At 44.9% G+C, this 25,358-nt stretch carries 25 protein-coding genes; 9 read left to right on the plus strand and 16 right to left on the minus strand.

Annotation, left to right across the window (positions count from 1 at the left end; all coding sequences use genetic code 11):
- The first annotated feature begins 139 nt into the window (after nt 1-139).
- The 5 genes from R7Q38_RS14130 (at nt 140) to R7Q38_RS14150 (ending at nt 3,749) form a co-directional block, all read left to right on the plus strand.
- The gene (locus R7Q38_RS14130; protein WP_005380688.1) at nt 140-499 is read left to right on the plus strand and encodes a hypothetical protein; all 360 of its coding nucleotides are present in this window, start codon (nt 140-142) and stop codon (nt 497-499) included.
- Nucleotides 500-897: 398 nt separating this feature from the next.
- Entirely contained in the window at nt 898-2,475 is a 1,578-nt protein-coding gene (locus tag R7Q38_RS14135) for an alkaline phosphatase (protein WP_025767190.1), read from the plus strand.
- 136 nt (nt 2,476-2,611) lie between these two features.
- Complete coding sequence (locus R7Q38_RS14140; RefSeq protein WP_005384938.1) at nt 2,612-2,911, plus strand: ribbon-helix-helix domain-containing protein; 300 nt, start codon at nt 2,612-2,614, stop codon at nt 2,909-2,911.
- Nucleotides 2,912-3,051: 140 nt separating this feature from the next.
- A complete protein-coding gene (locus R7Q38_RS14145) occupies nt 3,052-3,447 on the plus strand; it encodes a VOC family protein (RefSeq protein ID WP_005380685.1) in 396 nt (131 codons plus the stop codon).
- Between the two features lie 17 nt (nt 3,448-3,464).
- Entirely contained in the window at nt 3,465-3,749 is a 285-nt protein-coding gene (locus R7Q38_RS14150) for a putative quinol monooxygenase (protein WP_025767189.1), read from the plus strand.
- A gap of 69 nt (nt 3,750-3,818) precedes the next feature.
- On the opposite strand, the gene R7Q38_RS14155 is transcribed toward R7Q38_RS14150, so the two are convergent.
- Nucleotides 3,819-5,498, minus strand: a complete 1,680-nt coding sequence (locus R7Q38_RS14155; RefSeq protein WP_005380681.1) for a mechanosensitive ion channel family protein — start codon at nt 5,496-5,498, stop codon at nt 3,819-3,821.
- Nucleotides 5,499-5,689: 191 nt separating this feature from the next.
- Entirely contained in the window at nt 5,690-6,130 is a 441-nt protein-coding gene (locus R7Q38_RS14160) for a YcgN family cysteine cluster protein (RefSeq protein WP_005384948.1), read from the minus strand.
- Nucleotides 6,131-6,318: 188 nt separating this feature from the next.
- On the opposite strand from R7Q38_RS14160, the gene R7Q38_RS14165 reads away from it, so the two are divergent.
- The 3 genes from R7Q38_RS14165 (at nt 6,319) to aqpZ (ending at nt 7,882) form a co-directional block, all read left to right on the plus strand.
- Complete coding sequence (locus tag R7Q38_RS14165) at nt 6,319-6,567, plus strand: GlsB/YeaQ/YmgE family stress response membrane protein (RefSeq protein WP_005380625.1); 249 nt, start codon at nt 6,319-6,321, stop codon at nt 6,565-6,567.
- Between the two features lie 138 nt (nt 6,568-6,705).
- Nucleotides 6,706-6,954 carry a YkgJ family cysteine cluster protein gene (locus R7Q38_RS14170; RefSeq protein WP_017820793.1) on the plus strand — a complete coding sequence of 83 codons (249 nt, stop codon included), beginning with the start codon at nt 6,706-6,708 and terminating at the stop codon, nt 6,952-6,954.
- A gap of 229 nt (nt 6,955-7,183) precedes the next feature.
- Nucleotides 7,184-7,882 (plus strand): aquaporin Z, encoded by a 699-nt coding sequence (aqpZ, locus tag R7Q38_RS14175; RefSeq protein ID WP_238855503.1) that lies wholly within the window; start codon nt 7,184-7,186, stop codon nt 7,880-7,882.
- A 51-nt stretch (nt 7,883-7,933) separates the two neighbouring features.
- Here aqpZ and recR read toward each other — a convergent pair whose 3' ends face one another.
- The 7 genes from recR to R7Q38_RS14210 all read right to left on the minus strand — a co-directional run bounded on the left by recR (nt 7,934) and on the right by R7Q38_RS14210 (nt 13,679).
- The gene (recR, locus tag R7Q38_RS14180; RefSeq protein ID WP_005380619.1) at nt 7,934-8,533 is read right to left on the minus strand and encodes a recombination mediator RecR; all 600 of its coding nucleotides are present in this window, start codon (nt 8,531-8,533) and stop codon (nt 7,934-7,936) included.
- Nucleotides 8,534-8,563: 30 nt separating this feature from the next.
- Entirely contained in the window at nt 8,564-8,893 is a 330-nt protein-coding gene (locus tag R7Q38_RS14185; RefSeq protein ID WP_005380618.1) for a YbaB/EbfC family nucleoid-associated protein, read from the minus strand.
- A gap of 82 nt (nt 8,894-8,975) precedes the next feature.
- Nucleotides 8,976-11,081 (minus strand): DNA polymerase III subunit gamma/tau, encoded by a 2,106-nt coding sequence (dnaX, locus tag R7Q38_RS14190; protein ID WP_239938662.1) that lies wholly within the window; start codon nt 11,079-11,081, stop codon nt 8,976-8,978.
- A gap of 8 nt (nt 11,082-11,089) precedes the next feature.
- A complete protein-coding gene (gene apt, locus R7Q38_RS14195; protein WP_005380615.1) occupies nt 11,090-11,635 on the minus strand; it encodes an adenine phosphoribosyltransferase in 546 nt (181 codons plus the stop codon).
- A gap of 162 nt (nt 11,636-11,797) precedes the next feature.
- Nucleotides 11,798-12,184 (minus strand): YbaN family protein, encoded by a 387-nt coding sequence (locus R7Q38_RS14200; RefSeq protein WP_411913403.1) that lies wholly within the window; start codon nt 12,182-12,184, stop codon nt 11,798-11,800.
- A gap of 33 nt (nt 12,185-12,217) precedes the next feature.
- Entirely contained in the window at nt 12,218-12,349 is a 132-nt protein-coding gene (locus R7Q38_RS14205) for a hypothetical protein (protein WP_005380608.1), read from the minus strand.
- A gap of 223 nt (nt 12,350-12,572) precedes the next feature.
- Nucleotides 12,573-13,679 (minus strand): response regulator, encoded by a 1,107-nt coding sequence (locus R7Q38_RS14210; RefSeq protein WP_203345859.1) that lies wholly within the window; start codon nt 13,677-13,679, stop codon nt 12,573-12,575.
- Between the two features lie 289 nt (nt 13,680-13,968).
- Here R7Q38_RS14210 and R7Q38_RS14215 point away from each other — a divergent pair, with 289 nt between their 5' ends.
- A complete protein-coding gene (locus R7Q38_RS14215) occupies nt 13,969-14,844 on the plus strand; it encodes a LysR family transcriptional regulator (protein ID WP_005380599.1) in 876 nt (291 codons plus the stop codon).
- A gap of 66 nt (nt 14,845-14,910) precedes the next feature.
- On the opposite strand, the gene purF is transcribed toward R7Q38_RS14215, so the two are convergent.
- From purF to R7Q38_RS14250, 7 genes are all read right to left on the minus strand, one after another.
- Entirely contained in the window at nt 14,911-16,425 is a 1,515-nt protein-coding gene (gene purF / locus R7Q38_RS14220) for an amidophosphoribosyltransferase (protein ID WP_005380592.1), read from the minus strand.
- 36 nt (nt 16,426-16,461) lie between these two features.
- Nucleotides 16,462-16,953, minus strand: coding sequence for a CvpA family protein (locus R7Q38_RS14225; RefSeq protein WP_005380590.1), 492 nt, complete (start codon nt 16,951-16,953; stop codon nt 16,462-16,464).
- Nucleotides 16,954-17,014: 61 nt separating this feature from the next.
- Entirely contained in the window at nt 17,015-17,608 is a 594-nt protein-coding gene (locus R7Q38_RS14230; RefSeq protein ID WP_005380588.1) for an SPOR domain-containing protein, read from the minus strand.
- A 14-nt stretch (nt 17,609-17,622) separates the two neighbouring features.
- Nucleotides 17,623-18,885 (minus strand): bifunctional tetrahydrofolate synthase/dihydrofolate synthase, encoded by a 1,263-nt coding sequence (folC, locus tag R7Q38_RS14235; protein ID WP_171345866.1) that lies wholly within the window; start codon nt 18,883-18,885, stop codon nt 17,623-17,625.
- A gap of 46 nt (nt 18,886-18,931) precedes the next feature.
- Nucleotides 18,932-19,858, minus strand: coding sequence for an acetyl-CoA carboxylase, carboxyltransferase subunit beta (accD, locus tag R7Q38_RS14240; RefSeq protein ID WP_005380583.1), 927 nt, complete (start codon nt 19,856-19,858; stop codon nt 18,932-18,934).
- 197 nt (nt 19,859-20,055) lie between these two features.
- Nucleotides 20,056-20,850 carry a tRNA pseudouridine(38-40) synthase TruA gene (truA, locus tag R7Q38_RS14245; RefSeq protein ID WP_025767185.1) on the minus strand — a complete coding sequence of 265 codons (795 nt, stop codon included), beginning with the start codon at nt 20,848-20,850 and terminating at the stop codon, nt 20,056-20,058.
- A gap of 142 nt (nt 20,851-20,992) precedes the next feature.
- Nucleotides 20,993-25,285, minus strand: a complete 4,293-nt coding sequence (locus R7Q38_RS14250) for a FimV/HubP family polar landmark protein (protein ID WP_239938664.1) — start codon at nt 25,283-25,285, stop codon at nt 20,993-20,995.
- Nucleotides 25,286-25,358 lie beyond the last annotated feature (73 nt).

The raw sequence follows: 25,358 nt of genomic DNA on the forward strand, positions 1-25,358 counted from the left end.
ACCAATAGAAACTAGAAGCGGCAAAAGCAGACCTGTTTTTATCCAAATAGCTTCAGAAATAAACTTTGCCGCCGATAAAAATATAACTGCTTTTTACCCGCACTCAGTGACCGAGTGTCGATGTTCCAAGGAGTATTCGATGAATCCAGTAGGAAGCACTTCTGTTAATAGCTATGCCAAACAATCTGTCGCCTCTAAACAAGCAAGTATTGCACAAGAAGAAACTAGTGCTTCGCCGCTGAAAGTCGAACACAATAAGGTGACGCTTTCGACCGAAGGCAAAGCGCTACTTGCCGCTCTGCAACAAATCGAGCACGACAGCAAGAAAATAGAAGCAGAAGATAAATCTGTTGGTGAAAAGGTCGAATCTTTCACGCATGGTGCGCTTGGCATGGATCACCCCGATAAAATCGAGAAAGAAGAGGATGGCTCATATTCTGCGGGTCAATACCTTTCTGCGGCACTTACCGTTGGTGGCATCATACTGGCATTAGTCTGATAACCAGTCTGATAATCGTCACGACAACAAATCCTATTTGAACCAAACACTTACTGCAGCCCATAATTTAATAAGCCAAAGAACGATATGATGCAAACGTAAGTGAATTCGACCGCTCTTGTGGCCCGATAATACATGCTCGTTTATTGCTCCCTAAACTAGGTTTCTTGTGAAGGCACTGAATGGATAACTTTAGTCCATGCTTTCAACTCCTAAGCGTAATCCAAGCCCACGTTTGTGGGCTTTCTTCTTTCCAAACTAACGAACGTTAGAGAGCGACTCATTTTTTCTGCAAAACCAAACAAAAACGACAATTTGGTTAAACTTTTATTACCGACACAAAACCTTCATAAATCATTGCTTTAATGCCTGCGCTTTCAATAAACAAGGAAAATATAATGAAGCGCTTAGTATCTCCAATCGTTACGGCAGTGGCTGCATCTACCCTCTCTTTCAATGCACTCTCAGCTGAAATCAAAAACGTCATTTTGATGATCGGCGACGGCATGGGTCCTCAACAAGTTGGTTTACTCGAGACCTACGCAAAACACGCACCTAACTCGGTTTACAAAGGCGAAAGCACAGCGTTATACAAACTCGCTCAAGAAGGTGTGATTGGATCATCACTGACCAATCCAGAAGACGCAATTGTCGTCGACTCTGCGTGCTCAGCTACGATGCTAGCGACAGGAATCCCTACCGCTTCTGAAGTCATTGGCATTGATAGCCAAGGCAACCATGTCGAAACTATTTTAGAAAAAGCCAAAAGTAAAGGTAAAGCAACTGGGCTCGTCTCTGATACGCGTATGACCCACGCAACGCCAGCAGCATTTGCCGCTCATCAACCACATCGCTCCCTAGAAAACAGTATTGCGGCGGATATGCTCGAAACAGGCGTAGACGTGATGATGTCTGGTGGACTTCGTCATTGGATTCCAAAGTCGACAAACGACAAGGGAGAGACATACGAGCAGCTTGAAAAGCTCACTGAAGGAAATGTCTACCTAAAATCGAAACGCAAAGACGAACGCAACTTGCTTACTGAGGCGCAAGACCAAGGTTACAACCTGGCTTTCAGCCGCGATATGCTCACACAAGCTAAAGGTGACAAATTACTTGGACTTTTTGCTTACTCGGGCATGAACGATGGTATTGCCTACAGTCAAAGCAAAAACGATCCAAAACGCACGCAGCCATCGCTGAAAGAAATGACCACCAAAGCAATCGACATTCTTTCAAAAGACAAAGACGGTTTTTTCTTGATGGTTGAAGGCGGCCAAATTGACTGGGCTGGCCACAGTAACGATGCAGGTACGATGCTGCATGAAATGCTTAAATTCGATGAAGCGGTAAACTCAGTTTATGAGTGGGCAAAAGGCCGTGATGACACCCTGATCATTGTTACTGCTGACCACGAAACCGGCTCTTTTGGCTTTAGCTACTCATCAGCAAACTTGCCTAAACCACAAAAACGCGACGGCGAAGCATTCAAAAATCAGGATTACGCGCCAAACTTCAACTTTGGTCAGTTCGAGATCCTCGATGGTTTATACAACCAAAAGAAAAGTTACTACGGCATGATCAGTGAATTCCAAGCGCTTGATAAGAAAGAGCAAACTCCAGAGAAGTTTGCGGAAGTCGTGAACGCAAATAGCGATTTTTCTATTACGCCTGAACAAGCAGAACGCGTATTAGCAAGTAAACCAAATCCATACCGACTCGCTGGACACAAATACTTAAGCGAAGAGAACGTACCGACAATCAATGACTTTGATGCTTTCTTTCCTTACAACGACCGTGGCAACTTGCTAGCGCGTGAGCATGCAACAAAGCAAAACACAGTATGGGGGACGGGTACTCATACGCATACTCCTGTCAACGTATTTGCTTGGGGACCTGCAGAAACTATCCTTCCAGTATCAAAAATCATGCACCACTCGCAACTAGGCGAGTACTTGAAGCAACAAATTAAATAATCAACTTGCACTTACTTCACAACTCGTGATGTTTCAACGCTCTCGCAAGGGAGCGTTTTTTTATGCATGAAAACAGTTGACGTTTTAAATCGTACACCACAATAATTATGGGTCTTTAATTATATGAATAAAGAAAATGTGCGAAATCTTTGCTAAGCAACCCCAAGACAACTATCAGTTCATCACCCGCTCTATCCGTATTGATGGTCACGCGACCAGTGTAAAACTTGAAGCGAGCTTTTGGACAATTCTTGAGGAAATCGCTAGTGCTCAAAACATGACGGTTCCTAAATTCATAAGCACTGTTTATCAAGAAGCACTCGAATACAATGGTGAAGTGAACAACTTTGCCTCCTTACTTCGATGCGCTTGCCTCACTTACGCCCGCCAACCTCAAGAGACCACTCGTCAAGCACTTGCGCAACTTAACAGTTAATAGCAACCAACCGACCAATAACCATCCTAGGCTATGCATCCGTATTATAAACCCTTGAGCATCTTCTAATTTGTCGTACTAGAGTACTACCCAGACTCCTTTTGAAATCGCTAACCTGTGCGGACTATCAAGGAGTACCTATGACAAAAATGATTCACACCATGATCCGAGTAAGTGATCTGGACCGCTCTCTACAATTTTACTGTGACGTACTTGAACTAGAAGTCGCTGATCAATACATCTTTGATGGCTTTTCTCTAACCTATCTAGCCAACCAAGAAACTGGCTTTGAATTGGAACTGACGCACAATCACGACCAAAGTGAGCCCTACACTCACGGCTCAGGTTACGGCCACCTTGCCGTCAGCGTGGAGGACATTGAACAAGCCCACAAACGCATTAAATCTCTCGGCATTGAAACTGGTGACATCAAAGCCTTTGACCATCAACAAAAGCATTTAGCAACGTTCTTTTTTGTAACCGACCCTGATGGTTACAAAATTGAGTTCCTGCAACGCCAAGGGCGTTACCTATAACAAAAAGAGTAAACATTATGATTCACTTGACGGCTACCTTTCATGCACAACCGGGAAAAGAACAAGAGTTGAAAGAGGTACTTACCCGAGCGCTTGAACCTACTCGCAATGAAGAAGGTTGTGTTCGTTATCAATTGTTCCAAGATAAAGACAATGCATGCCACTTCGTTTTTCAGGAGCAATTTAAAGACCAACAAGCATTTGAGCTTCATGGTAAAACAGAACACTTTGCTCTTTTGATTAGCCAGATCGACAACTTGTTAGAATGCGAGCCGAAACTGGTGTTCTTTAACGAACTGTAACTATAGCGCTAACCGAAGATCAAAAAAGGCACTCTATCTAGAGTGCCTTTCACTAGTTGGGATCTGTGATTAAGCGTCTTGCTTCTCCACCATATGCAAATGCACATCTTGTTGTGGGAAAGGAATCGAAATACCTTCTCGGTCGAAGCGTAGTTTCACTTCTTTAGTCACATCCCAGTATACATCCCAGTAATCATCCGTTTTTACCCAAGGGCGCACAATAAAATCTACAGAAGACGTATTTAATGTATGAACTTTGATCATTGGCTCTGGAGTGCGAAGTACCGACGGGTGAGAGGTAATGATATCAGACAATACTGACTCCGCTTTTAAGAGGTCATCCGCATAGCCAATGCCAAACACCATATCCACGCGGCGAATGCGTTCATGCGTGACGTTCTTAATAACATCTCCCCAGATTTTGCTGTTAGGAACAATAATAATTTGGTTATCAAACGTACGGATTGTGGTGTTCACCAAACTCATATGGCTTACCTTGCCATCCACACCGCCAGCATACACAAAATCACCAACATCAAATGGGCGATAAATAAGCAGCATCATACCCGCCGCGAAGTTGGATAACGTGTCTTGCAACGCGAAACCAATAATCACACCAGCAATACCGAAACCGGTTAGGATTGGCGCTAGGTTCAAACCAAGCTGAGATAAGCCCACCATGATACCGATCACCCACACGAATTTGCCGGACATCGAGATAAAGAAGTCCTGCATCAAGTGGGAAAGTTTTAAGTTTTTCGATGCAACTGCTTTACGGACGACTTTGCGAGTTAACTTAGCCAGTCCGCGAGCGATCAATAAAATCAGCGCAAAAACAAACAACTGGAAGATATGCTGCGGTGCATTCTCGGCAAACCAATCCAGTGCCGAGTTGGACCAGTGACTCAGTATTGACCACACAACTTTGGTATTCAGTAAATCATGGGTGATATTACCCGTCACTTCAAAAATTTGGCGTTTGTATTCAGACGTTTCTAAACCGACTTTATCACCAATTGAAATCAGGTTGCGTAAGCTTTCTGTCGCAATATTTAGCCTTTGTTTAGTAATGAGCTGACTAAGTTGCAACGACGCTTTTTCCGACTCTGGGCTAGACGAAAGTTGGGAGCCAATGATCTCACTTTGCTGACTCAAGTACTCAATTGAAGCAGACAGTAAGCGCATACGTTTATCAATTTTATCTTTTAGTTCCGCTTCCGCGCGCTCGTTTTGGGCCCCTAGCTCCTTCAGCCAAGCGAGATTTTGCCAGCTCGAATCGAAGCTAACATCAAGATAACGCTGTAGCTCTCGATAATCATTAACAAGAGCAAGCTTCTCTTCATCCTTAGCCTTATTTAAATCCTCGACGACTTTCTTTATTTTTTCCGATAGATAGTTCGTCGCATCCTCAGAGTATTGTTCTTGTTTTTTAACTAGCAAGATCAGCTTGTCGCGAGAGATAGTTTCACGTTCAATCGCTGACGCTAACTGGCTTCTTAATTCTTCATTCTTTTGGAATAGTTGCAGTTGAAGGGCATCACGCTCGTCGCCACTCGCTTGCGAGAGGCTTTGGGATAAATCCACAATCTCTCGGTTCAAGTTGTCAATCGAGATTTCGGCAGCAGAAGGCTCTTGGATATCGTCAGTAGCAGTCGCATGAACAGCCATTGGGGAGAACATAATGACGGCAAGTGCGAATAATGTCACCCAAGATGTCAGGCGCAGTTTCTGGGGGAAATGAAACGTCATGTTTACCTCATAGGGAACAATCCTGATCAAAACAATCAGGAATAGAAGTGTAAAGCGTTGAAATCATACTCCTAAGTTTACAACACTAAATAATAAACTGAGCAGCATTTCGTTAGCGAGACGTCAAAGTTGGGAGCCCCAATAGCAAACAAGCCTTTCATTTAATCAATGAAAGGCTTGTTTTTATTCGACTAAGGACGGTTGGGATGATTTAAAATATGGTCTTCCCAATCCACCACATCAATCTCGTAAACAACTTTGTTACGGACACTTTCCCCAGCCGCATGCATTGCGGACTTAGAGCCTGTAATCAACGGATGCCATTCTGGTAAAGGCTGCTTTTCAGCCAACAGACGGTAAGCGCACGTGTGTGGCAGCCAAGTAAAATCGTCGATGTCTTCTCGGGTCAGCTTGGTGCACTCTTCACCCGAAGTGAAACGGTTTGGGTAATCCTTACATGAACACGTTTTACTGTTCAGCCAGCTACAAGCCACATTGGTATAGTAGATTTCATCGGTATCTTCATCCATCAGCTTATGCAAACAACATTTGCCACAACCATCACAGAGAGATTCCCATTCCTCTTCTGTCATCTGCTCTAACGATTTACTTTGCCAAAATGGAGTGCTCATACTTCAGGTCTCACCAAGGGAATTTAGGGGGCGATTTATACTCTTCTCAACGCAAAAGTTCAAGTTTTGAGAAGATCTTGCATCCTTCCCACATAACGGTGGAGATATTCAACTACTTTCGTTTTACTGTTCTATCCTTAAACAAGTTTCCATTACTCAATTGATCAAGAAGGCATTAAGGAGTTTTCATGGGTATTATTTCTTGGATTATTTTGGGCTTAATCGCCGGCGCACTTGCTAAATGGCTCATGCCAGGAAAAGATGGGGGCGGTTGGATTGCAACAATGTTACTTGGTATTGCAGGGGCATTTGTAGGTGGCTTCCTTGGCGGCATTCTCGGTTTCGGCGGAGCAACTGGCGTCAACATTGGTAGTATCATTACCGCAACACTAGGCGCATTTATTCTGTTGTTTGTTTATAACCGTTTCTTAAAATAATCACGATGATTTAAAAGCAAAAAACCAAAAAGGGAGCGTAATGTTAAGCGCGCCCTTTTGTTTTTTTCTTTATTCACTCTTCCAATCCACGTCAAAATGACCATAATTGCCCCCTTAATTTTTTAAGAGGTTTACATTATGGATTGTCGATTAGGATGTGGAGCGTGCTGTATTGCGCCAAGTATCTCTTCACCAATACCTGGAATGCCCAAGGGCAAACCTGCAGGTGTTCGTTGTGTGCAACTCAACGACGACAATTTGTGCAAGCTATTTGGTAAGCCTGAACGCCCTAAAGTCTGTCACGATTTTAAACCGTGTCCGATTGTATGCGGCAACACCAATCAAGAAGCACTCGACAACATCACTGAATTAGAACAATTGACGTAATGCGACTCTAGACCACACGTTTAAAGTTAGTACCTCGGTTGTTTCTCTCCGAGGCAGTAATCAAAGCAAACTCAAGATTTAGCACTCCCCCCCTCAGCCTTTTATCTCACCCTTGAGAACTCTTGCCACATAGCGTTCCATTTGCGGTTTTTGCGCGATCTCCCTCACAATTTATTGACAATTCTCGACTATGTTCAGCGGGTCATTTAATTAAAGATCAGGAAAGAACATGAATAAGTATTTGGCTGAGGCTTTTGGCACGTTCTGGCTAGTGTTAGGCGGCTGTGGTAGCGCGGTGTTGGCTGCGAGTTTCCCTGAAGTGGGTATTGGTCTGTTGGGCGTTTCTTTGGCATTCGGTTTAACCGTTCTGACGATGGCATTTGCTATCGGTCATATTTCAGGTTGTCACTTGAACCCTGCAGTGACAGTTGGCCTTTGGACTGGCGGTCGTTTTGAGACAAAAGACGTTGCTCCCTACATCATCTCACAGGTGATCGGCGGGCTTATCGCAGGTGGCGTGCTTTACGTTATTGCATCTGGACAAGCAGGATTCGATGTTGTGGGTTCTGGCTTTGCCGCCAATGGTTATGGGGAACACTCTCCAGGCCAATACTCGATGATCGCTGCACTTGTGACTGAAGCTGTCATGACGATGATGTTCCTGATTGTCATTATGGGTGCAACAGACAAACGTGCGCCACAAGGCTTTGCACCTATCGCAATTGGCCTGTGTTTGACTCTCATTCACCTGATCAGCATTCCTGTCACCAATACGTCAGTAAACCCTGCTCGTAGCACGGCAGTCGCAGTATATGTGGGTGACTGGGCGGTTTCTCAGCTATGGCTGTTCTGGGTTGCGCCTATTGTGGGTGGCGTGCTTGGTGCGGTTATCTACAAAAACCTTCTTGGTGAAGAATCGAACGATTAATCGTTCCCAACTCCCAAGATCAAAAAAGCCGCTGAGTTCAGCGGCTTTTTATTAAATTCTGTGTCGACCTAATAGCGAATGTGACAACGTCGTGCCATCAACAAGCTCTAGCTCCCCACCGACAGGCACACCATGCGCGATGCGGCTGGCATCAACTTGGTGCTCTTTACATAGCTCTGCGATGTAATGGGCAGTGGCTTCACCTTCAACTGTTGGGTTTGTCGCCAAAATCACTTCGGTAATATCACCGCGACGTAAGCGGTAATCAAGGACATCTAATCCAATATCACTTGGACCAATACCATCTAATGGCGACAAATGCCCCATAAGAACAAAGTACCGACCAGAATATTGGCCTGTTGCTTCAACGGCTGCGATGTCTGCCGGGCTTTCTACCACACAAATTTGACCATTTTCTTGGCGTTTTGGGTTGGTACAAATGTGACAGACTTCTTCTTCGGTGAAGGTTCGACACTCAGTACAATGACCTATTTCTGTCATTGCCTGACTAAGCGCATCTGCAAGCTGCAAACCGCCTTTTCTATCGCGCTGTAACAAATGAAAGGCCATACGCTGCGCTGACTTGGGGCCAACCCCAGGTAGACAACGTAAGGCCTCCATCAATTGCTCCAGCATATGACTGGTACGCATTAAAAGTCCGCTTAATTAAATATCAGCAGATTAGAATGGCATTTTCATGCCTGGTGGTAGTTGCATACCGCCAGTTACAGAAGCCATTTTCTCTTTTTGAGTTTCTTCAACACGACGGGCTGCATCGTTGAACGCCGCAGCGATCAGATCTTCAAGCATTTCTTTGTCGTCTTCCATCAAACTTTCATCGATGTCAACACGACGTACGCTGTGACTACCAGTGATAGTAACTTTAACTAGGCCAGCACCAGACTCGCCAGTTACTTCCATATTCGCGATTTCTTCTTGAAGCTTTTGCATGCGATCTTGCATTTGCTGGGCTTGCTTCATTAGGTTGCCCATACCGCCTTTACCAAACATGTTTATCTCTCTGGTTTAATGAGGTGTTGCATCAATTAATGGGGTTATACCTTTGGGTTTTCAACCCCATTCCATTCGATTATTAGATAGGGCGCACACTATCTTTATCAAGCTCTGCAGCAAAACGACGTTCAATAAATTGAACATTTGGATCGTTTTCTAAACTGTTCAGCGCTTGCTGTAATTTCTCTTGGTAGAGCCTATCTCTCAGTTCAAGTGGTGTTTCTCCACTCTCCCCTATTTCGATGCTCATGTGGCACTCTTCACCTAACACGGTATTAAGTGCTTTGAGCAATTCGGCTTGAGCTCTATCAGTATTCAAATGAGCTTGGCTGCTTCTCAATAGTAACGAAACGGTTGTTCCTTCCTTACTATAATGAGAGTTTAGCGCAAGTTGCTCTACCAGCTTAGGGATCTCCATTAAGCTGATGAGCTTCGCCCATTCATTATGTTCTAATGACTCATCGATGAGCTTTTGTGCCATTTCAGGCGTTTTCTCATGCTCAAGTGCCTGCTTGAGCTGCGTAGGTGTCAGTTTTGTATTTACTTTTGTCTCAACAGGCTTGCTTGGACGCCAGCGATACGCTTCCTCAACTTGTGGCTCCGTCGACTTCGGAGCTGAGTTTGGCGACACCTGCGCGGAATTGCCATGCAATTGCGCTACTCGGTCGATAACCGATTCTGGTTGTGCAGATGCCGCTTTAGGCTTTTTTGAGCCACCATTTTGAGGAGTGTTCTGTTGTAGGCCTTGACGCTGAGAACGTAATTGGTGACGTAAACCGCTTAGACCACCGCGCGCTGGTGTTGAAACGCTCGCTTGCATTTGCTGAGGTGGCGTTTCATGCTGCGGCGCTGGATTTTCACTCATCGGCGGCGCCATATCATACTGTGGTGGAACCGTCTCATATCCACTCGCTTGATACTCAGGTTGCGAACTGGATGAAGGTTGAGGCGCCACTTGTGGTGTGCTTTGTGCTGGACTCGGCTGCTGAGCTCGAGGAGCAGCGGCTGTCTGAGCTGGCGCAGCCTTTGGTTGACTGGTACTTTGAGCCGGAGATGACGCTGGCTCGCAGTTACTAGAAACAACATTTGCCCCACTGTTATTTGATGGGCGGAACGCCATCATACGCAGCACAATCATTTCCAAACCGACTCGCCCATTTGGCGAGAGGGTCAAATCTTCACGACCTTTCAATGCAATTTGATAGTAAAGCTGAACGTCTTGCGGGCTTAGAGCTTTACTCAACAGCTCAATTTTCTCTGCATCTGGTTGTGCTCGGTCTAGCGACGCTGGCAGCGCTTGATACATCGCAATTCGATGAAGCTGTGTTGCGACTTGCTGCAACAAACCATCCCACTCAACACCATTTGCTGCTAATTGCTGGATTTTATCCATGGCTTGTTGAGGTTGCTTGCTGCTGATTGACTCCAGTAAGTGAATCGCTTGGTCGGTATCAATCGTCCCCAACATGTGGCTGACAATATCAGTTTGCACCGCACCGTTACCTAAAGCAATTGCTTGATCAGTCAAGCTAAGAGCATCACGCATACTGCCATCTGCAGCATGTGAGATCATACCCAACGCTTTTGGCTCTGCTGAAACTTGCTCTTGACCTAGGATGTAATCAAGTTGCTGGTGAATATCATCAACGCTGATTGGTTTCAGATGAAACTGAAGACAACGCGACAATATAGTGACAGGCAGCTTTTGTGGATCAGTTGTTGCGAGTAAGAACTTCACATACTCTGGCGGCTCTTCCAGGGTTTTCAACAACGCATTGAAAGAGTGACGCGATAGCATGTGCACCTCATCGATGAGGTACACTTTAAAACGTCCACGAGCAGGTTTGTATTGAACGTTGTCTAACAGTTCACGAGTGTCTTCAACTTTAGTACGTGATGCTGCGTCGATTTCAAGAAGATCGACAAAGCGACCTTCATCAATTTCACGACAAGTATCACACTTACCACAAGGTGTCGCGGTAATGCCGGTTTCGCAGTTCAAGCCTTTGGCAAACAGCCTACCGATACTCGTTTTACCCACACCACGAGTCCCGCTGAACAGATAAGCATGGTGTAAACGGTTTTGCGCCAGTGCGTTTTCCAACGCCGTCAGGACATGTTTTTGTCCGACAACTTGGTCAAACTGATTAGGACGCCATTTTCGCGCTAAAGCTAAATAACTCATTGAATGTATTAATGTCCTTCAAAATCGCAGATGCTGTACACGTTTAGACCTAGTGCTTCTAAACGTTTATCGCCACCGATTTCTGGTAGGTTGATAACGAACGCAGCGTGCTCAACTTCACCACCCAGTTGGCGAATCAGCTTAGTCGTCGCTTCAATAGTACCGCCCGTTGCCAATAAATCGTCGACAACCAGTACTTTGTCGCCTTCAACGATGGCATCTGTATGGATTTCTAGTGTATCAACGCCGTATTCAAGCTCATAAGATTGAGCAACAGTAGGGCGTGGTAGCTTGCCTGGTTTACGCACTGGTACAAAACCAACACCTAGCTCAAGCGCTAAAGGCGCGCCAAATAGAAAGCCACGAGCTTCCGTACCCACAACCTTGGTAAAGCCCATATCTTTGTAACGTTCAACAAGTAAGTTGATCGTTGCTTGGTATGCTTTCGCGTCTTCAAGAAGGCTCGTCACATCACGAAATAGAATGCCTGGCTTTGGGTAGTCTTGGATGCTTTTGATGCTAGATTTGATCAGTGAAATTGTTTCTGTAGTCATAATACCGATTTACTTAGATTGGCTCATCGCCCTCTCTAATCGCAGTATCACGAGGGCAACGAACAATAGGTTTTCACCACTATGTGCTTATTTTCGTAAAAGTCACAGGCGCTGAAAATACAAACGCCCACTCGAAGAGCGGGCACACTATTCTCTACAATCTTAGTGATTTTCTTCTCGGTCAGCAACCAACTCAATCACAGGCAGACGCATAAACCAGCTGAGTAAAACGATTAGCATCACTAAAAGACCAATTTTTGCCCAAACGAGGGGGACAACAACGATTGAAACCATGAAACTAAACGCAATAAAAATCGCACCACGCTTTTTTACTTTTGAAGTAACAGCCCGATGCTTATGCCAATTGTCGAGAATGGGTCCAAACGTTTTGTGGTTATGTAACCATTGATGAAATGCGGGGCTACCACGCATAAAACATGCGCTAGCAAGCAAAATAAAAGGTGTGGTGGGTAAAAGTGGAAGGGCTATGCCGGCTATGCCGAGCACAATACAGAGTCCACCAACAGTATTGAAAAAGTAACGCTTAATACGAATGGTGAACTCCGGTACAAAATAGCTAGATTAAAAGCCTGCGTAACCATTCATTACACGAAGCCAGGTTAGCGTTGCAGGAAGTGTTGGGATCAAAAGAACTGCAATAAAACCTAAAAAGTAAAAAATATTATAAGGCTCTTTAAAATCTTTGTCTGCCATGATGTGTCTTCTCACTAGTTGACTTTGCTTCTCCCAAGGCACAGCGTTAAATTATCGTTGCACAAATGGGTCATTATTGTTTTAAGCGCTGACTATACATTAAACAGCCAAATCTAAACACCAGTAAAAAGTAAGGTTATTAAACTAAACGTATGTTGTTTTGGTGGTTCTAAAAAGATAATAAGCAGCGTAAGGACGCTGCTTATTGGTTTGCAAGTCATAATTATACTAGTCGGGATTTCCGGGTAATACTTAAACTAAAACTTGAAGAACCTAAACACCCGATAGACAACTGTCCTGCAACACTAAGCGGTAAATCGCGGGTGATGAAGTTTTTCATACTTCCTCCCCCTAAACGGTTACCTGCTGCGATGTGTTGATTCATATTTCCGTCAGACCAATGGCTATCTAAACCCGCAGGCAATATAGAGACCGAGGATGAAGCGAGGTCGGCGACACCAAACACAGCATTGACTGCACCCGCACACTCCGAACACTCAATTCCTTTTTCAATGATCCCTACCATGTCCTTAAGATCAGCACTGAAACTTTTCAAGTTACGGAGATAGTCGTCAAACAATGCCCTAACGAGCAATGTCGTCGCAACTCCATCATTAGCTTGGGAAGCAGAATCAACGAGATAAAACGCAAATTGACCATTCATTAACCAACGATAATCGAAAACCAAGGGCATCACATCCGTCGATTGCAATAAACGGTACGAGCAGCGCCAATCTCCCTGAGCAGCATCCTTCTCTGGCAATAGCGCTTGCAGTAAATCTCTTGCCGCACTCGGATTCTGTTGTAAATATTCCAGATGCCAATACAGCTCTTGTTCATCTGGGATTTCACCACCATCATCAACCCTGAACCACTGACTTGAAAAGTCACGTTGTTCTGAGAAGTGGCTATCGGTATCTTCTAGCGTATTCTCTATCGCCTGAGATAGGTGCTCATAATTACCTATCGGTTTAGGAAGAAAATCTTTAATACCAAATCGCAACGCTTTCGCGACATCGGACATTTCATCCGTGCCTGATACCACGATAAGCGGCATATATGGGTATTCGAGACTAACTTCTTCGACGAACTCGATACCATCTAAGACCGGCATCGATAAATCACATAAGATAAGATCGGGTTGGCATTCCCTGAGTTGTTGAAGCGCTTCTAGGCCGTTTTCTGCTTCTACTACTTTAAAACCCTGACTTTCTAAATAGGCATTGGTTACTTTACGAAATATTGGATCATCGTCCACCAACATTATTAGTTTTTGATTAATCACTTCCTGTGCCGAGACCATTGCCGTTTGACTGTGAGTCTTAAACATACCTTTATCCCTCACAAAGCTCAGTCAAAAAAACAGATTTATTATTAAGTCATTATTTTTGTTGTGTTTACTTCCAGCAAAACGTGTCACAGCAAGACCTGAGGCCGCTTTGCCTTGTTATAAAACTTAGCTCGGAAACTGCATTAATACAAATATTACGGCGTATAACAGTATTTACTCAAACAGGGTTGCTGTGTTCAAATGATGCAACATGTTGACTTAAAGCAAGCTTTGATCACAAAGTTAATTATAAATTAACCGTAATCGGTAATTTAATGTGTCTGGAAATATGAAATTAGATGACTTAAACCTGTTTCGACTGGTTGTCGAAAATGGGAGCTACACCGCAACTTCGCGAAAAACCATGATCCCGGTTGCGACCATCACCCGACGCATTCAAGCGCTAGAAGACTCTGTCAATCTTCGACTATTGAACCGTCATGCTCGCAAACTTTCGCTCACTGAAGCAGGGGAACGTTTTTACCATGAGTGCTCTCCTTTACTACAAAGGCTAACAACCGCAGCAGAGGAAATCACTGACGACTGCCGAGGAGCATCCGGCAAGATTAAGATATCCGCGCCTTACAACTTAACTAAACGAATGATGATGCCGATGTTCAACAGCTTTATGAAGCAGTACCCGGACATCAACATTGAGCTAACGACAGAGAATAATGCGGACAAGCTTGACCCTACTGAATGGGATGTAATTTTTCGAGTGGGACCTCAACGCGACTCTAGCCTCATCGCGCGTAAGATTGGCGAAGTGAAGGATATTCTCGTTGCAAGCCCTGACTATCTAACCTCGAATCCTGCGCCACATCATGCAGAAGAGCTCTCTAACCATTCATTGCTAAAAGGGTACCCGCTTATTAAGTGGACCTTAATTAATAGCAAAGGCGAGTCTGTGGTGAATGTTGATCGTGGTCGTTTTCAAGCAAACGCGCTCAATGTGGTGCGCAGTGCTTGTTCCGAAGGTTTAGGCATCACACTAATGCCAGATGTCATGATCAAAGAGTACATCGAGAGCGGCGATTTGGTACGCATACTGCCAGATTGGAGTGCAAACCCGCGCGACATTTATATGCTTTACAACCACAAAGACCACCTGCCAGAGAAAGTTCGCCTCTTTATTGACTTTGTGATCGCTTATAACATTCACTAACTAGATAGCGAAAACAAAAAACCAGAGCCAAAGCTCTGGTTTTTTTACGACTTAAGAAAGCGCATCCTATGCGCCTTCGTTATGAAGCTCTAGATTTGCTAAATCCTGTTGGATTTCAAGTTGTGTTTTCGCATCATCATTACGAAGACCATCTAAAAAATCTAGGTATTGTTGGTCAATATCACCCGTTACGTATTCGCCGTTAAACACGGATGTATCGAACTGAGTAATATCTTGGTTTCCAAGACCTACCGCCTCTACCAAATCTTCTAGACGTTGATAAATAAGCGCATCGGCACCAATCTGCTTACAAATTGTATCGTTGTCACGGCCATGGGCAATAAGCTCTGTAGCACTTGGCATATCAATGCCGTATACGTTCGGGAAACGAACTTCAGGAGCCGCTGAGACCATGTACACTTTCTTGGCACCAGAATCACGAGCCATCTCAATAATCTGCTCTGACGTTGTACCTCGAACAATAGAGTCATCCACCAGCAACACATTCTTACCTTTGAATTCCGAACGAATAGCATTCAACTTGCGACGTACTGATTTCTTACGTTGTTGCTGGCCAGGCATGATAAACGTACGTCCAACATAACGGTTTTTCACGAAACCCTGGCGATAAGGGATATCGATCGCTTGAGCGATTTGCAGTGCAATGTCGCAAGACGTTTCAGGGATAGGAATGACAACATCGATATCAAGGTTTGCGTAATCTTCACGAATACGTTCGCCCAGCTTTTTACCCATTTCAACGCGAGCACTGTATACCGAAATTTTATCGATGAACGAATCTGGACGAGCAAAGTACACGAACTCGAAAATACAAGGGTTCAGCTTAGGATTATCTGCACACTGCTTCGTGTAAAGCTCACCGTCAAACGTTGCGTAAATCGCTTCACCAGGTGCAACATCACGGACGAAATCAAAACCGACCGCATCCAATGCCACCGATTCAGACGCAACCATGTACTCTGCTCTGCCGTTAACTTCACGCTTACCTAAACAGAGCGGGCGAATACCGTGTGGGTCACGAAATGCAATCATACCATGACCAATGATCATGGCGGTCACAGCATAAGCACCGCGAATTGTGCGATGAACATTGGTGACTGCGCGGAATACGTCTTCGGTCGTGACATTTCCTTTTACTGAGTCAATTTCGTGCGCCAGTACATTTAGTAATACTTCAGAGTCTGAAGTGGTATTGATATGACGGCGATCTTTTTCAAACAGCTTCTGACGAACTTCGTTAGCGTTAGTCAAGTTACCGTTGTGGGCAAGTGTAATACCGAAAGGAGAGTTTACGTAGAAAGGTTGAGCTTCTGAAGCGCTTGAACTGCCTGCTGTAGGGTAACGAACATGACCAATTCCGACCTCGCCTTGCAGGCGTTGCATGTGTCTTGCTTCAAATACATCCTTGACTAAACCGTTCGCCTTACGTAGACGAAAACGATTGCTTTCTATGGTACAAATACCAGCGGCATCTTGGCCACGATGCTGTAACACCGTTAACGCGTCATAAATAGACTGGTTTACAGGCGTTGTGCCCACGATTCCAACAATACCACACATGTCCTAATCCTCGATTTGCGACAGTAGCTGGCACTACTAGATAGTGCCAGACAGAAAACTTGATGTTGCTTGTAAATGCTCGAAGAATGGGGCGATGATACGGCTGAACTCAGGGATCAACTGTGAATCTTTCCACCAATCCGAGCTTGGGAATGCAGTAAACGCATCCATAAAAAACAGCACCGCAGAAACAATTAAGACTCCGCGTAGACCACCAAATACAATCCCGAGAATTCGGTCCGTACCTGATAGCCCTGTTTTTTGTACCAGTTGACCAATGACGTAATTCACCACTGCACCAACTACCAAGGTTGCGACAAATAACGCCGCAATCGCCGCTCCGTTACGAAACATATCATCTTCGATGTTGGTGAAGTACACCGCTAATTTGGCATAGTAATTACTGGAGATAAAAAACGCTCCGAACCAAATCACCAAAGACAAAGCTTCTTTAGCAAAACCGCGAACTAAACTGATCAGAGCTGAAAATCCGATCACACCTAAAATGATAAAATCTATCCAATTCATCTTTTCTTCATCTTAAGTTGGCGCGCATTTTAACAGAAAAAATGCTGACGCAAACGTTTTCTTATGGATTTAATGGCTTAAATTTAAGCAATTGACCTTTTGAACCTGTAATTTTTTGTAATTCTTGAACTTGTCGTTCAAGTTTACTTTTTGACACATCAGGGCCAACAATCACTCTCGTAAACTCGTTTTCTTTCTTTGTGTGAGCTTGATAACCACGCTTTTGCAAATCCGCGACAAGCGCGACAGCATTTTCGTGATTCTTAAGTGCCATCAACTGAATGATCCAAGCTGAATCTTCATATTGATTTTTCTCTTGAACAGGACGAGTGACGACCTCAACTTGCTCTGGTTGTTTGATGACCTCAGGTTTAGATGTTGGCACTGGCTCGGGCTCAGAAACGGCTACTTGAGCATCCTCACGTTCTTGCACTACAGCTTCAACCGGAGAATCCGGTAACGTAATGTCGTCTTCCACTGGCTCTAATATTTCGAAGTTTTCCACATCACTATCAAGTTCTGGTTTGATAGGAATACTGGCAAATTCTTCTTTGTAGTGCAGTTTCTTACCATCTAGCACATCGGGAAGAACAATGACTCCGACTGCGACTAGAATGATGGTGCCGACTAAACGACTTTGGAATTTACTTGCCATCAAAATACCTTTACTTATTTATTATTTGATTGCCAATGTTCCAATACCTCTCCGACGGTATGGAATGAGCCAACCACCAGAATAACGTCTCCCGTCTTTGCGTGGCTTCTCGCACTCTCGAAGGCGTCAACAGGGGTTTCAAAATGAACTTGCCCATCAGGTAAGTATTGGCACAATTCATCAGCGGTCGCCGCTCTCGGTCCAGTAAGCGACGCTGGATACCATTGTGTTGCAACTGGAGTTAGAGCTTCAATAGTTGCTTTAATGTCCTTGTCATGCAGCATTGCAACCACAATATGGATATTCTTACCCAGATATTGTTGCTTCACTCTCTCTACCAAATACTCAGCAGAGTGCGGGTTATGAGCGACATCAAGGACTATTTCAGGTTCGTGATGCAGTACCTGCATACGCCCCGCCAAACGAGCATTATTCAAGCCATTGACAATATTTATGTCAGTGATTTGCAATTCCGAAGCCCCTAGTGCCATCAGTGCAGTTGCTGCATTTTGTAATGGTAGCGATGGGATTGGTAAATCCTCTAACTCAAATGCCCCACTGCTCCATTTCCAACCATTATCAGTTAGTTGGTAATCGTACTGAATACCTACTTGGAAGAACTCAGAACCAATATCGTCAGCATGAGCCGCCACGGTCGCTGGTGGCGTCGGTTGACCACAAATTGCTGGCTTCCCTGAACGGTAAATGCCCGCTTTTTCAAAACCAATAACATTGATGTCATCACCAAGCCAATCCACATGATCGATCGCTAAGCTCGTAATAACAGAAACATCATGGTCAACAACGTTAGTGGCGTCCAGACGGCCGCCAAGTCCTACTTCAAGTAAGACAACGTCAACTTTCTCTACTTGGAAAATACGTAGCGCAGCAAGCGTACCGAATTCAAAGAGGCTAAGGCTAACATCACCACGCTGCTTTTCTACATAATCGAATGCTTCACAGTGCTTGGCATCTACAACGTCAACGCCATTAATGCGTACACGCTCGTTGTAACGAATCAGGTGCGGAGAACTATAAACACCGACTGAATAGCCAGCATCAAGTAAAATGGCTTCCATTAACGCACACGTTGAGCCTTTGCCATTGGTTCCGGCAACGGTGATTACGGTTGGAGCTGGTTTGGTAAGATTGGCTTTGTTTGCTACCGCTTGGACACGGTCTAAGCCTAGATCAATTGCTGAGGAATGAATATTTGCTAAATAATCAAGCCACATCTCTAATGAAGATGTGGCTTGAGGAATTGGGTTTTGGGTCATCTAACTTTAACCATTAAATTCTTTGGTTTTTATGTTAGTTGATACTTTACCCTTTTTCGTCCGCTTCTGGTACAGAATATGGCTCTTCATTTGGAGATTCGTTAACCGAAACCACCAAAGGAGACTTGTGGTTAGTCATCTTAGCGATAAGACCACCCACACGCTGACGCATTTCACGACGGTCAACGATCATATCAATAGCACCGTGATCAAGTAGGAACTCACTACGCTGGAAACCTTCAGGAAGATCTTCACGTACAGTTTGCTCGATTACACGACGACCAGCAAAGCCAATGAGGGCCTTAGGTTCACCGATGTTGATATCACCCAACATAGCCAAACTTGCTGAAACACCACCCATTGTAGGGTCAGTTAGAACCGAAATAAACGGCAGACCCTTTTCTGATAAACGCTCAAGCGCAGCACTGGTTTTTGCCATTTGCATAAGAGACATTAATGCTTCTTGCATACGAGCACCACCACTTGCTGAGAAACAAACAAGCGCACAGTTATTTTCAATGGCTGCATCCACGGCTTTCACAAAGCGAGCACCAACGACTGAACCCATTGAACCACCCATAAAGGAGAATTCAAACGCACACGCCACAAGCGGCAGACCAAGCAATTCACCCTGCATAACAACTAGCGCATCTTTCTCGCCGCTGTTTTTTTGTGCAGCAGAGATACGCTCTTTGTATCGCTTAGAATCTTTAAATTTCAGTTTATCCTGTGGCTCAAGTTCAGAACCTAATTCAACTCGATTACCTTCATCTAAAAATGTTTCCAAACGACGACGCGCTTTCATACGCATGTGATGGTTACACTTTGGACAAACTTCTAAGTTACGCTCTAGCTCTGCATGGTATAAAACCTGTTCACAAGAGGTACATTTAGTCCACACGCCTTCTGGGATAGAAGCTTTGCGTGAACTTACTAGATTGCTTTTCTCTAAAATCTTTTCAAGCCAACTCATGGAAGACCTTTTCTCTCAACTCTTCCGCTTCATTGCGAAAGATATAAATTCGACATAATACCGACGGATTAAACCATATCTTGCAGCTACTGTAGATAAAAAACTGGTTGTACCTATTTTTGATATCGTAAATAGCGTATGTTTTCCGTTCACATTCAATGTAAACACTACCGATATTTTGAAATAAGTTTGTAAAATTAGTTCAAATTATCTGGTAAAAACAGTGGACCGATCGGCACTTCAGGTAACCCAAACTCTTCTGGGTAGTCTACATCTACCAGGTACAGACCTTCCGCTTTCGCTGTCGCACCCGCTAGTTTGCGATCTTTGGCTTCTAATAACCACTTGATCCATTCAGGACTCTCTTCGCCACGTCCAACTTTTATCAAGCTACCTGTGATATTACGAACCATATGATGCACAAACGCATTGGCTTTAATATCAATAACCACATAGTTCCCATGGCGCGTAACGTTCAGATGCATCAAGTTTCGAAATGGACTGCGAGACTGACAATGCGCCGCGCGAAACGACGTAAAATCATTTTCGCCGAGTAGGAACTGCCCTGCTTCATGCATTTTTTTCTCGTCGAGCTCACCATGATAGTGACTAACCCCCGAGTTTAAGATGCCTGGACGTAAAGCATGATTGAAAATAATGTAACGATAACGGCGCGCTGTCGCTGAGAATCTTGCATGGAAATCATCTGAAACTTCTTGAGCCCAACGAACCGCTATATCGCTCGGCATGTTCGCGTTTGCGCCCATGGTCCAAGCTACCATTTTTCGAGTAACGTTGGTATCAAAGTGCACAACTTGTCCCGTGCCATGCACGCCTGCGTCTGTCCGACCAGCACACTGAACTTCAACTGGGTGATTAGCGACGACGGACAATGCTTTCTCTAGCTCTTCTTGGACACTTTTCACTTCTCTTTGGCGCTGCCAACCAAAGTAGTTTGTACCGTTGTACTCGATACCTAATGCGATTCTCATCTTAACCTTCGAACTCTAAAATGGGGCGGGAAGTATATACTCAAGTCACCTCAAGTTGCCAGTTTCACCAAGGGTGACATAAAGGTAGCATCCTACTAACGGGACACAAAAAGGGTAGCAAACGCTACCCTTTTGTTTCGGTTTATCGGCCATTAATGGCGTCAATCAGGCTTTTTGCTTCGCGGCGAATATCATCCTCACCGTAAACAATCGCCTCTTCTAGTAGTTTAATCGCCCCTTGAGAATCGTTCATCTCGAGATAGATTTTAGCCAAATCCAGTTTCCCAGCCGCTTCAGCATTGTTATCTACGTCAATATCGCCGATCTCGCCGATAACATCTGGAAACTCGTTCAATCCGACATCGAGCTTAAGGTCTTCTTCTTCGAACTCACCACCTTCTCTGTCGACCTGAGCCATCAATTCATCAATCGTCATAAATTGATTTTTCTTCGGGTCGAGGTCATCCAAGTCGCTTTGCTCTGCCCAGTTTTCTTGCGCGATCTCTGGCTGACTTAGTGCATCACTCGAATTCCAAACATCACGCTGGTCCTCAGGCACTTCTTCAGTAGAACTTACGTTATCAGCAGCGGGTTTAAAGCCATCCCAATCATCTCCAACATCAAGCATGGTTTCAAAATCCATACCTGCACTTGCGATGGTGTCACTGTCTAGTTTACCTTCAAATACTTCTGAGTTTGCGTCTTCCGCAAGAAGGTTAGCCATTGATGATTCATCATCCAAATTACTGAGCGGCTCACCCTCTGTCGCTGTTGGCTGCACTTCTGGGTCAGTATCAAAGCCGTTTTGCTGCGCAAATACTTCAAACAAAGCATCATGATCGTTATCGGCTTGAATAGCTGGTCTCGATGTCTCTGCTTCAACCTTAGGGCTCTCTGACGCACCCTCGTTCATTGACGCGAGAACATCTTCCTCATTGAACTCTGGAAGATCTTCGTCGTCAAAACTTAACTCATCATCCTCACCGGAGATTGGTTCTATATCTGCAGTCTCAGAGCTCGGTAATTCTGGCTCTTCTTCCATCGACGCCAAGGCATCTTCTTCGCTGAACTCTGGCAAATCGAGCTCATCAAAATTGAACTCTTCTTCGGACTCAGCTGGCAAGTCGGCTTCAACCTGTTCTGGCTCAACGGACTCGGACGTTTCTAACGCAGGTTCGCCAGCCATAGACGCCAATGCGTCTTCTTCACTAAACTCAGGAAGATCCAGCTCATCAAAATTGAATTCATCTTCTGATTCAGCTGGCAAGTCGGCTTCAACCTGTTCTGGCTCAACGGACTCGGACGTTTCTAACTCCGGCTCATCCGCCATAGACGCCAATGCGTCTTCTTCACTAAACTCAGGAAGATCTAGCTCATCAAAATTGAATTCATCTTCTGATTCAGTTGGCAAGTCGGCTTCAACTTGTTCTGGTTCAACGGACTCGGACGTTTCTAACTCCGGCTCATCCGTCATAGACGCCAATGCGTCTTCTTCACTAAACTCAGGAAGATCCAGCTCATCAAAATTGAACTCTTCTTCGGACTCGGTTGGTAAATCAGCTTCGACTTGCTCTGGTTTAACGGACTCGGACGTTTCTAACTCCGGCTCATCCGCCATAGACGCCAATGCGTCTTCTTCACTAAACTCAGGAAGATCCAGCTCGTCAAAATTGAATTCTTCTTCTGATTTAGTTGGTAAGCCTGCTTCAACTTGTTCTGACTCAACGGACTCGGACGTTTCTAACGCAGGTTCGCCAGCCATAGATGCTAGAGCATCTTCTTCGCTGAATTCTGGAAGATCTAGCTCGTCAAAATTGAATTCATCTTCTGAATCGTTGGTCGACTCAGTTTCCGGCTCCAATTCAGGTTCATCCAGTAGCCAATCTTCTTCTTGTGGAACACCGAATTCATTTTCTATTGTATTTGGTGTCGGCGTGAAGGCTGGAATGTCTTCCTCTTGCTCAACGTGAGGCTGTACCTCAGCATCGGACTCCACGGATGGTTCTTGTGTTGAATCAGTATCGGTAGCCTCTTGTTGTAGTGATGAAGCTTCCTCTATCTCCGTTTGTGTTTTTTCAACTTGCTGCGGTAAATCGTCTTCACTATCAAATAGAGCGTCAAGTTCAGCAGAAAAATCCGCTTTTTCTTGTTCTGTTGGCAGAAGTTCTTCACTGTCTGACTCAAATAGGTCGTCTAGCTCGCTCATTAAAGGATCATTCTCTGGTGAGAGGTCCTCTAAATCACCAAGAAATTCATCGCTGCTAAATGGCTCTGAGGCAGCCTCTGGCTCGGTTAATGGTTGATCTTCTACAGCTTGTTGCGTGTCTGGCTGGCTTTCACTTAATAAAGCGTCGATGTCCAACCCAGACTCAATGTCCTGATCTTCATGAGTTTGTTCTGACCCAACTACGGGAGATGGCTTTTCGTCGGCGTCTGGCTCACCAAAACCAAGTGATTTCAGTAACTCTTCCTCTTCCGATTTATTCTGCTCTGGGCTCTCGTCCTCTCGAATCAGATCATCAAACGGATCTAAATCAGCTTCAGTCTCTTCATCAAGTTCAGAGGTAACATCATCAATGAGTTCGTCCAGTAAGTCTGTGCTATCTGCGTCTAACTCTTCGATCGAGTCATCACCTTCAAAACCAGAGATTGCTTCTAGCTCGTTTAGTGGATCAAACTCGTCTGTGTCATCTTCATCAAAATCAATGAGTTCATCGAGTAGCTCTGTACTGTTTTCATCTAGAACAGGACCTTCATTGGCGTCAGCTTCTCGAACTTCCGATTCACTAGCCGGTTGTTCATACTGGGCCAATAGCTTATCGATATCGTCGTCAGATGCCTCTCCTACACTAAAGTCATCATCCGAAACGGGCTGTTTTAACTCAGGCTCATCAGTATCTAAATCGAAGTCATCGTTGCCAAGTTCAGCAAACAAGTCATCAAGCATATCCTGGTCGACAGTGTCACTTGGTAACTCTTCTGACGGCTCATCGGCTGCAAGTAACTCGGCAAATGCGTCGTCTGAAAGTGAGTCTGATTTCTCATTCGTATCATCCGAAAGATCGAAGCCAGACTCATCGTCATCGAGCACTTCTAGTTCTGGAGCAACCTCATCTAAGGCTCGCTCCATTTCTTCTAAACCAAGCGCTTTTTCTTCGCCGTTGACTTGGATACCATTGTTCGATGACTCAAACTCATCCAGACCAACATCTAGGTCGCCGTCATCGCCAATATCTGCAAATGGGTCATCGTCCCCTTCCAGATTGAAATCCAGTTCTTCATCGTCGAGGTTAGCAAAGACGTCTTCTTCTAAATCTGACTTCTCTTCTTGTAAAGACTGTGCGTTGATATCTTCATCTGCAAACAATTCATCATCAAGCGTGAGCTCTTCATCCAGCTCATCCGCCGCCGCTAAACCGATTGGCGCCGCAAGAGGATCAACGTTTTGCTGTTCCTGTGCAGCCGCTTCTTCTCTCGCTTTAGAGCGTCGACCAAGCAGCATAACGACTAGCAAGGCGAGCAAAGCACCAGGAATTAATGCCGCAAGACCAACAAGCCAACCATTCGACAAAATTTTGTCCATGGTGCTTGGTTGCATGCGTTGTTGTTCAGCAAGGCGCTGGCGCTCTTCAGCAAGCAGTTTCTCGACTTCTGAGCGAATGCGTTCTTCGTCATTCAGTTCGCTTTTCAAAGTTTCGACTTCGCTTTGCACTTCTGACAGCATCAATCGAAGACGATGGTTCTTCTCTTCTAATGACTCTAATTCACTTTGTGAGCCTTGAAGTTTGTCCTTTAGCGCACTGACCTGCTTTTCTCCCTGCGGAGAGGTGATTACTGGTGGCGCAGGGATGACGGGTATTGTTTTCGGAGTTGGTTTTGGCTCCGTTGCAGCCACTGTCTCTGGCTTAGCCGCAGGCTTGGGTTCTACTTTAATTTGTGGCTTTGGTTGCTCGGTGACTCGTTGTGCTGGCGTCGCTCTATTTATCGGCTTCGGCTGTTTTAACTTAGCTTCATGCGCCTTCATAATCGCAACAGCTTGCGCTGTGGTCGCGCTTTGCACTTGCTCTAGAGAAGGTACTCGTAGCCGACTCCCTGGGATCAATTCATGAATGTTTTGGTTCTCAAACGCTTGAGGGTTAATTCGGTAAATGGCAAGAAGCGTTTGTTGAACGGTAACACCGCGTGAAGGTCGTAATTCTGAAGCGATCGACCATAGTGTTTGATTTTCACCAGTCGGACCAAAGAAACGTGACGGTTGAGTATTCGCAGGAGGAGCAGGTAATGCTCGCTCAATATCTTCAGCATAGCTCGGAGATGATTGCACTTCACCAGACGGTCCAACAAGACGAATTCCTTCGGCTTGAACCACTGATGATGTCTGAGTCGCGCTCATCAACACAAGGGCTGCTAACAAACGCTTATAATTTTGACGCATAGAAGGCTCAGTTTTGTGCTAGATACAATTTGAAATGGTGATCGGTTAAATATATCGGATATCGCATGCAAAA

The sequence above is a fragment of the Vibrio sp. Vb0598 genome (assembly GCF_033338935.1).
Taxonomy (GTDB): domain Bacteria; phylum Pseudomonadota; class Gammaproteobacteria; order Enterobacterales; family Vibrionaceae; genus Vibrio; species Vibrio alginolyticus.

What these genes read in the sequence shown, in the direction of transcription:
- R7Q38_RS14130 (WP_005380688.1), top strand. Translation starts at nt 140, where the DNA reads ATGAATCCAGTAGGAAGCACTTCTGTTAATAGCTATGCCAAACAATCT.
- R7Q38_RS14135 (WP_025767190.1), top strand. Translation starts at nt 898, where the DNA reads ATGAAGCGCTTAGTATCTCCAATCGTTACGGCAGTGGCTGCATCTACC.
- R7Q38_RS14140 (WP_005384938.1), top strand. Translation starts at nt 2,612, where the DNA reads ATGTGCGAAATCTTTGCTAAGCAACCCCAAGACAACTATCAGTTCATC.
- R7Q38_RS14145 (WP_005380685.1), top strand. Translation starts at nt 3,052, where the DNA reads ATGACAAAAATGATTCACACCATGATCCGAGTAAGTGATCTGGACCGC.
- R7Q38_RS14150 (WP_025767189.1), top strand. Translation starts at nt 3,465, where the DNA reads ATGATTCACTTGACGGCTACCTTTCATGCACAACCGGGAAAAGAACAA.
- R7Q38_RS14155 (WP_005380681.1), bottom strand. Translation starts at nt 5,498, where the DNA reads ATGACGTTTCATTTCCCCCAGAAACTGCGCCTGACATCTTGGGTGACA.
- R7Q38_RS14160 (WP_005384948.1), bottom strand. Translation starts at nt 6,130, where the DNA reads ATGAGCACTCCATTTTGGCAAAGTAAATCGTTAGAGCAGATGACAGAA.
- R7Q38_RS14165 (WP_005380625.1), top strand. Translation starts at nt 6,319, where the DNA reads ATGGGTATTATTTCTTGGATTATTTTGGGCTTAATCGCCGGCGCACTT.
- R7Q38_RS14170 (WP_017820793.1), top strand. Translation starts at nt 6,706, where the DNA reads ATGGATTGTCGATTAGGATGTGGAGCGTGCTGTATTGCGCCAAGTATC.
- aqpZ (WP_238855503.1), top strand. Translation starts at nt 7,184, where the DNA reads ATGAATAAGTATTTGGCTGAGGCTTTTGGCACGTTCTGGCTAGTGTTA.
- recR (WP_005380619.1), bottom strand. Translation starts at nt 8,533, where the DNA reads ATGCGTACCAGTCATATGCTGGAGCAATTGATGGAGGCCTTACGTTGT.
- R7Q38_RS14185 (WP_005380618.1), bottom strand. Translation starts at nt 8,893, where the DNA reads ATGTTTGGTAAAGGCGGTATGGGCAACCTAATGAAGCAAGCCCAGCAA.
- dnaX (WP_239938662.1), bottom strand. Translation starts at nt 11,081, where the DNA reads ATGAGTTATTTAGCTTTAGCGCGAAAATGGCGTCCTAATCAGTTTGAC.
- apt (WP_005380615.1), bottom strand. Translation starts at nt 11,635, where the DNA reads ATGACTACAGAAACAATTTCACTGATCAAATCTAGCATCAAAAGCATC.
- R7Q38_RS14205 (WP_005380608.1), bottom strand. Translation starts at nt 12,349, where the DNA reads ATGGCAGACAAAGATTTTAAAGAGCCTTATAATATTTTTTACTTTTTA.
- R7Q38_RS14210 (WP_203345859.1), bottom strand. Translation starts at nt 13,679, where the DNA reads ATGTTTAAGACTCACAGTCAAACGGCAATGGTCTCGGCACAGGAAGTG.
- R7Q38_RS14215 (WP_005380599.1), top strand. Translation starts at nt 13,969, where the DNA reads ATGAAATTAGATGACTTAAACCTGTTTCGACTGGTTGTCGAAAATGGG.
- purF (WP_005380592.1), bottom strand. Translation starts at nt 16,425, where the DNA reads ATGTGTGGTATTGTTGGAATCGTGGGCACAACGCCTGTAAACCAGTCT.
- R7Q38_RS14225 (WP_005380590.1), bottom strand. Translation starts at nt 16,953, where the DNA reads ATGAATTGGATAGATTTTATCATTTTAGGTGTGATCGGATTTTCAGCT.
- R7Q38_RS14230 (WP_005380588.1), bottom strand. Translation starts at nt 17,608, where the DNA reads ATGGCAAGTAAATTCCAAAGTCGTTTAGTCGGCACCATCATTCTAGTC.
- folC (WP_171345866.1), bottom strand. Translation starts at nt 18,885, where the DNA reads ATGACCCAAAACCCAATTCCTCAAGCCACATCTTCATTAGAGATGTGG.
- accD (WP_005380583.1), bottom strand. Translation starts at nt 19,858, where the DNA reads ATGAGTTGGCTTGAAAAGATTTTAGAGAAAAGCAATCTAGTAAGTTCA.
- truA (WP_025767185.1), bottom strand. Translation starts at nt 20,850, where the DNA reads ATGAGAATCGCATTAGGTATCGAGTACAACGGTACAAACTACTTTGGT.
- R7Q38_RS14250 (WP_239938664.1), bottom strand. Translation starts at nt 25,285, where the DNA reads ATGCGTCAAAATTATAAGCGTTTGTTAGCAGCCCTTGTGTTGATGAGC.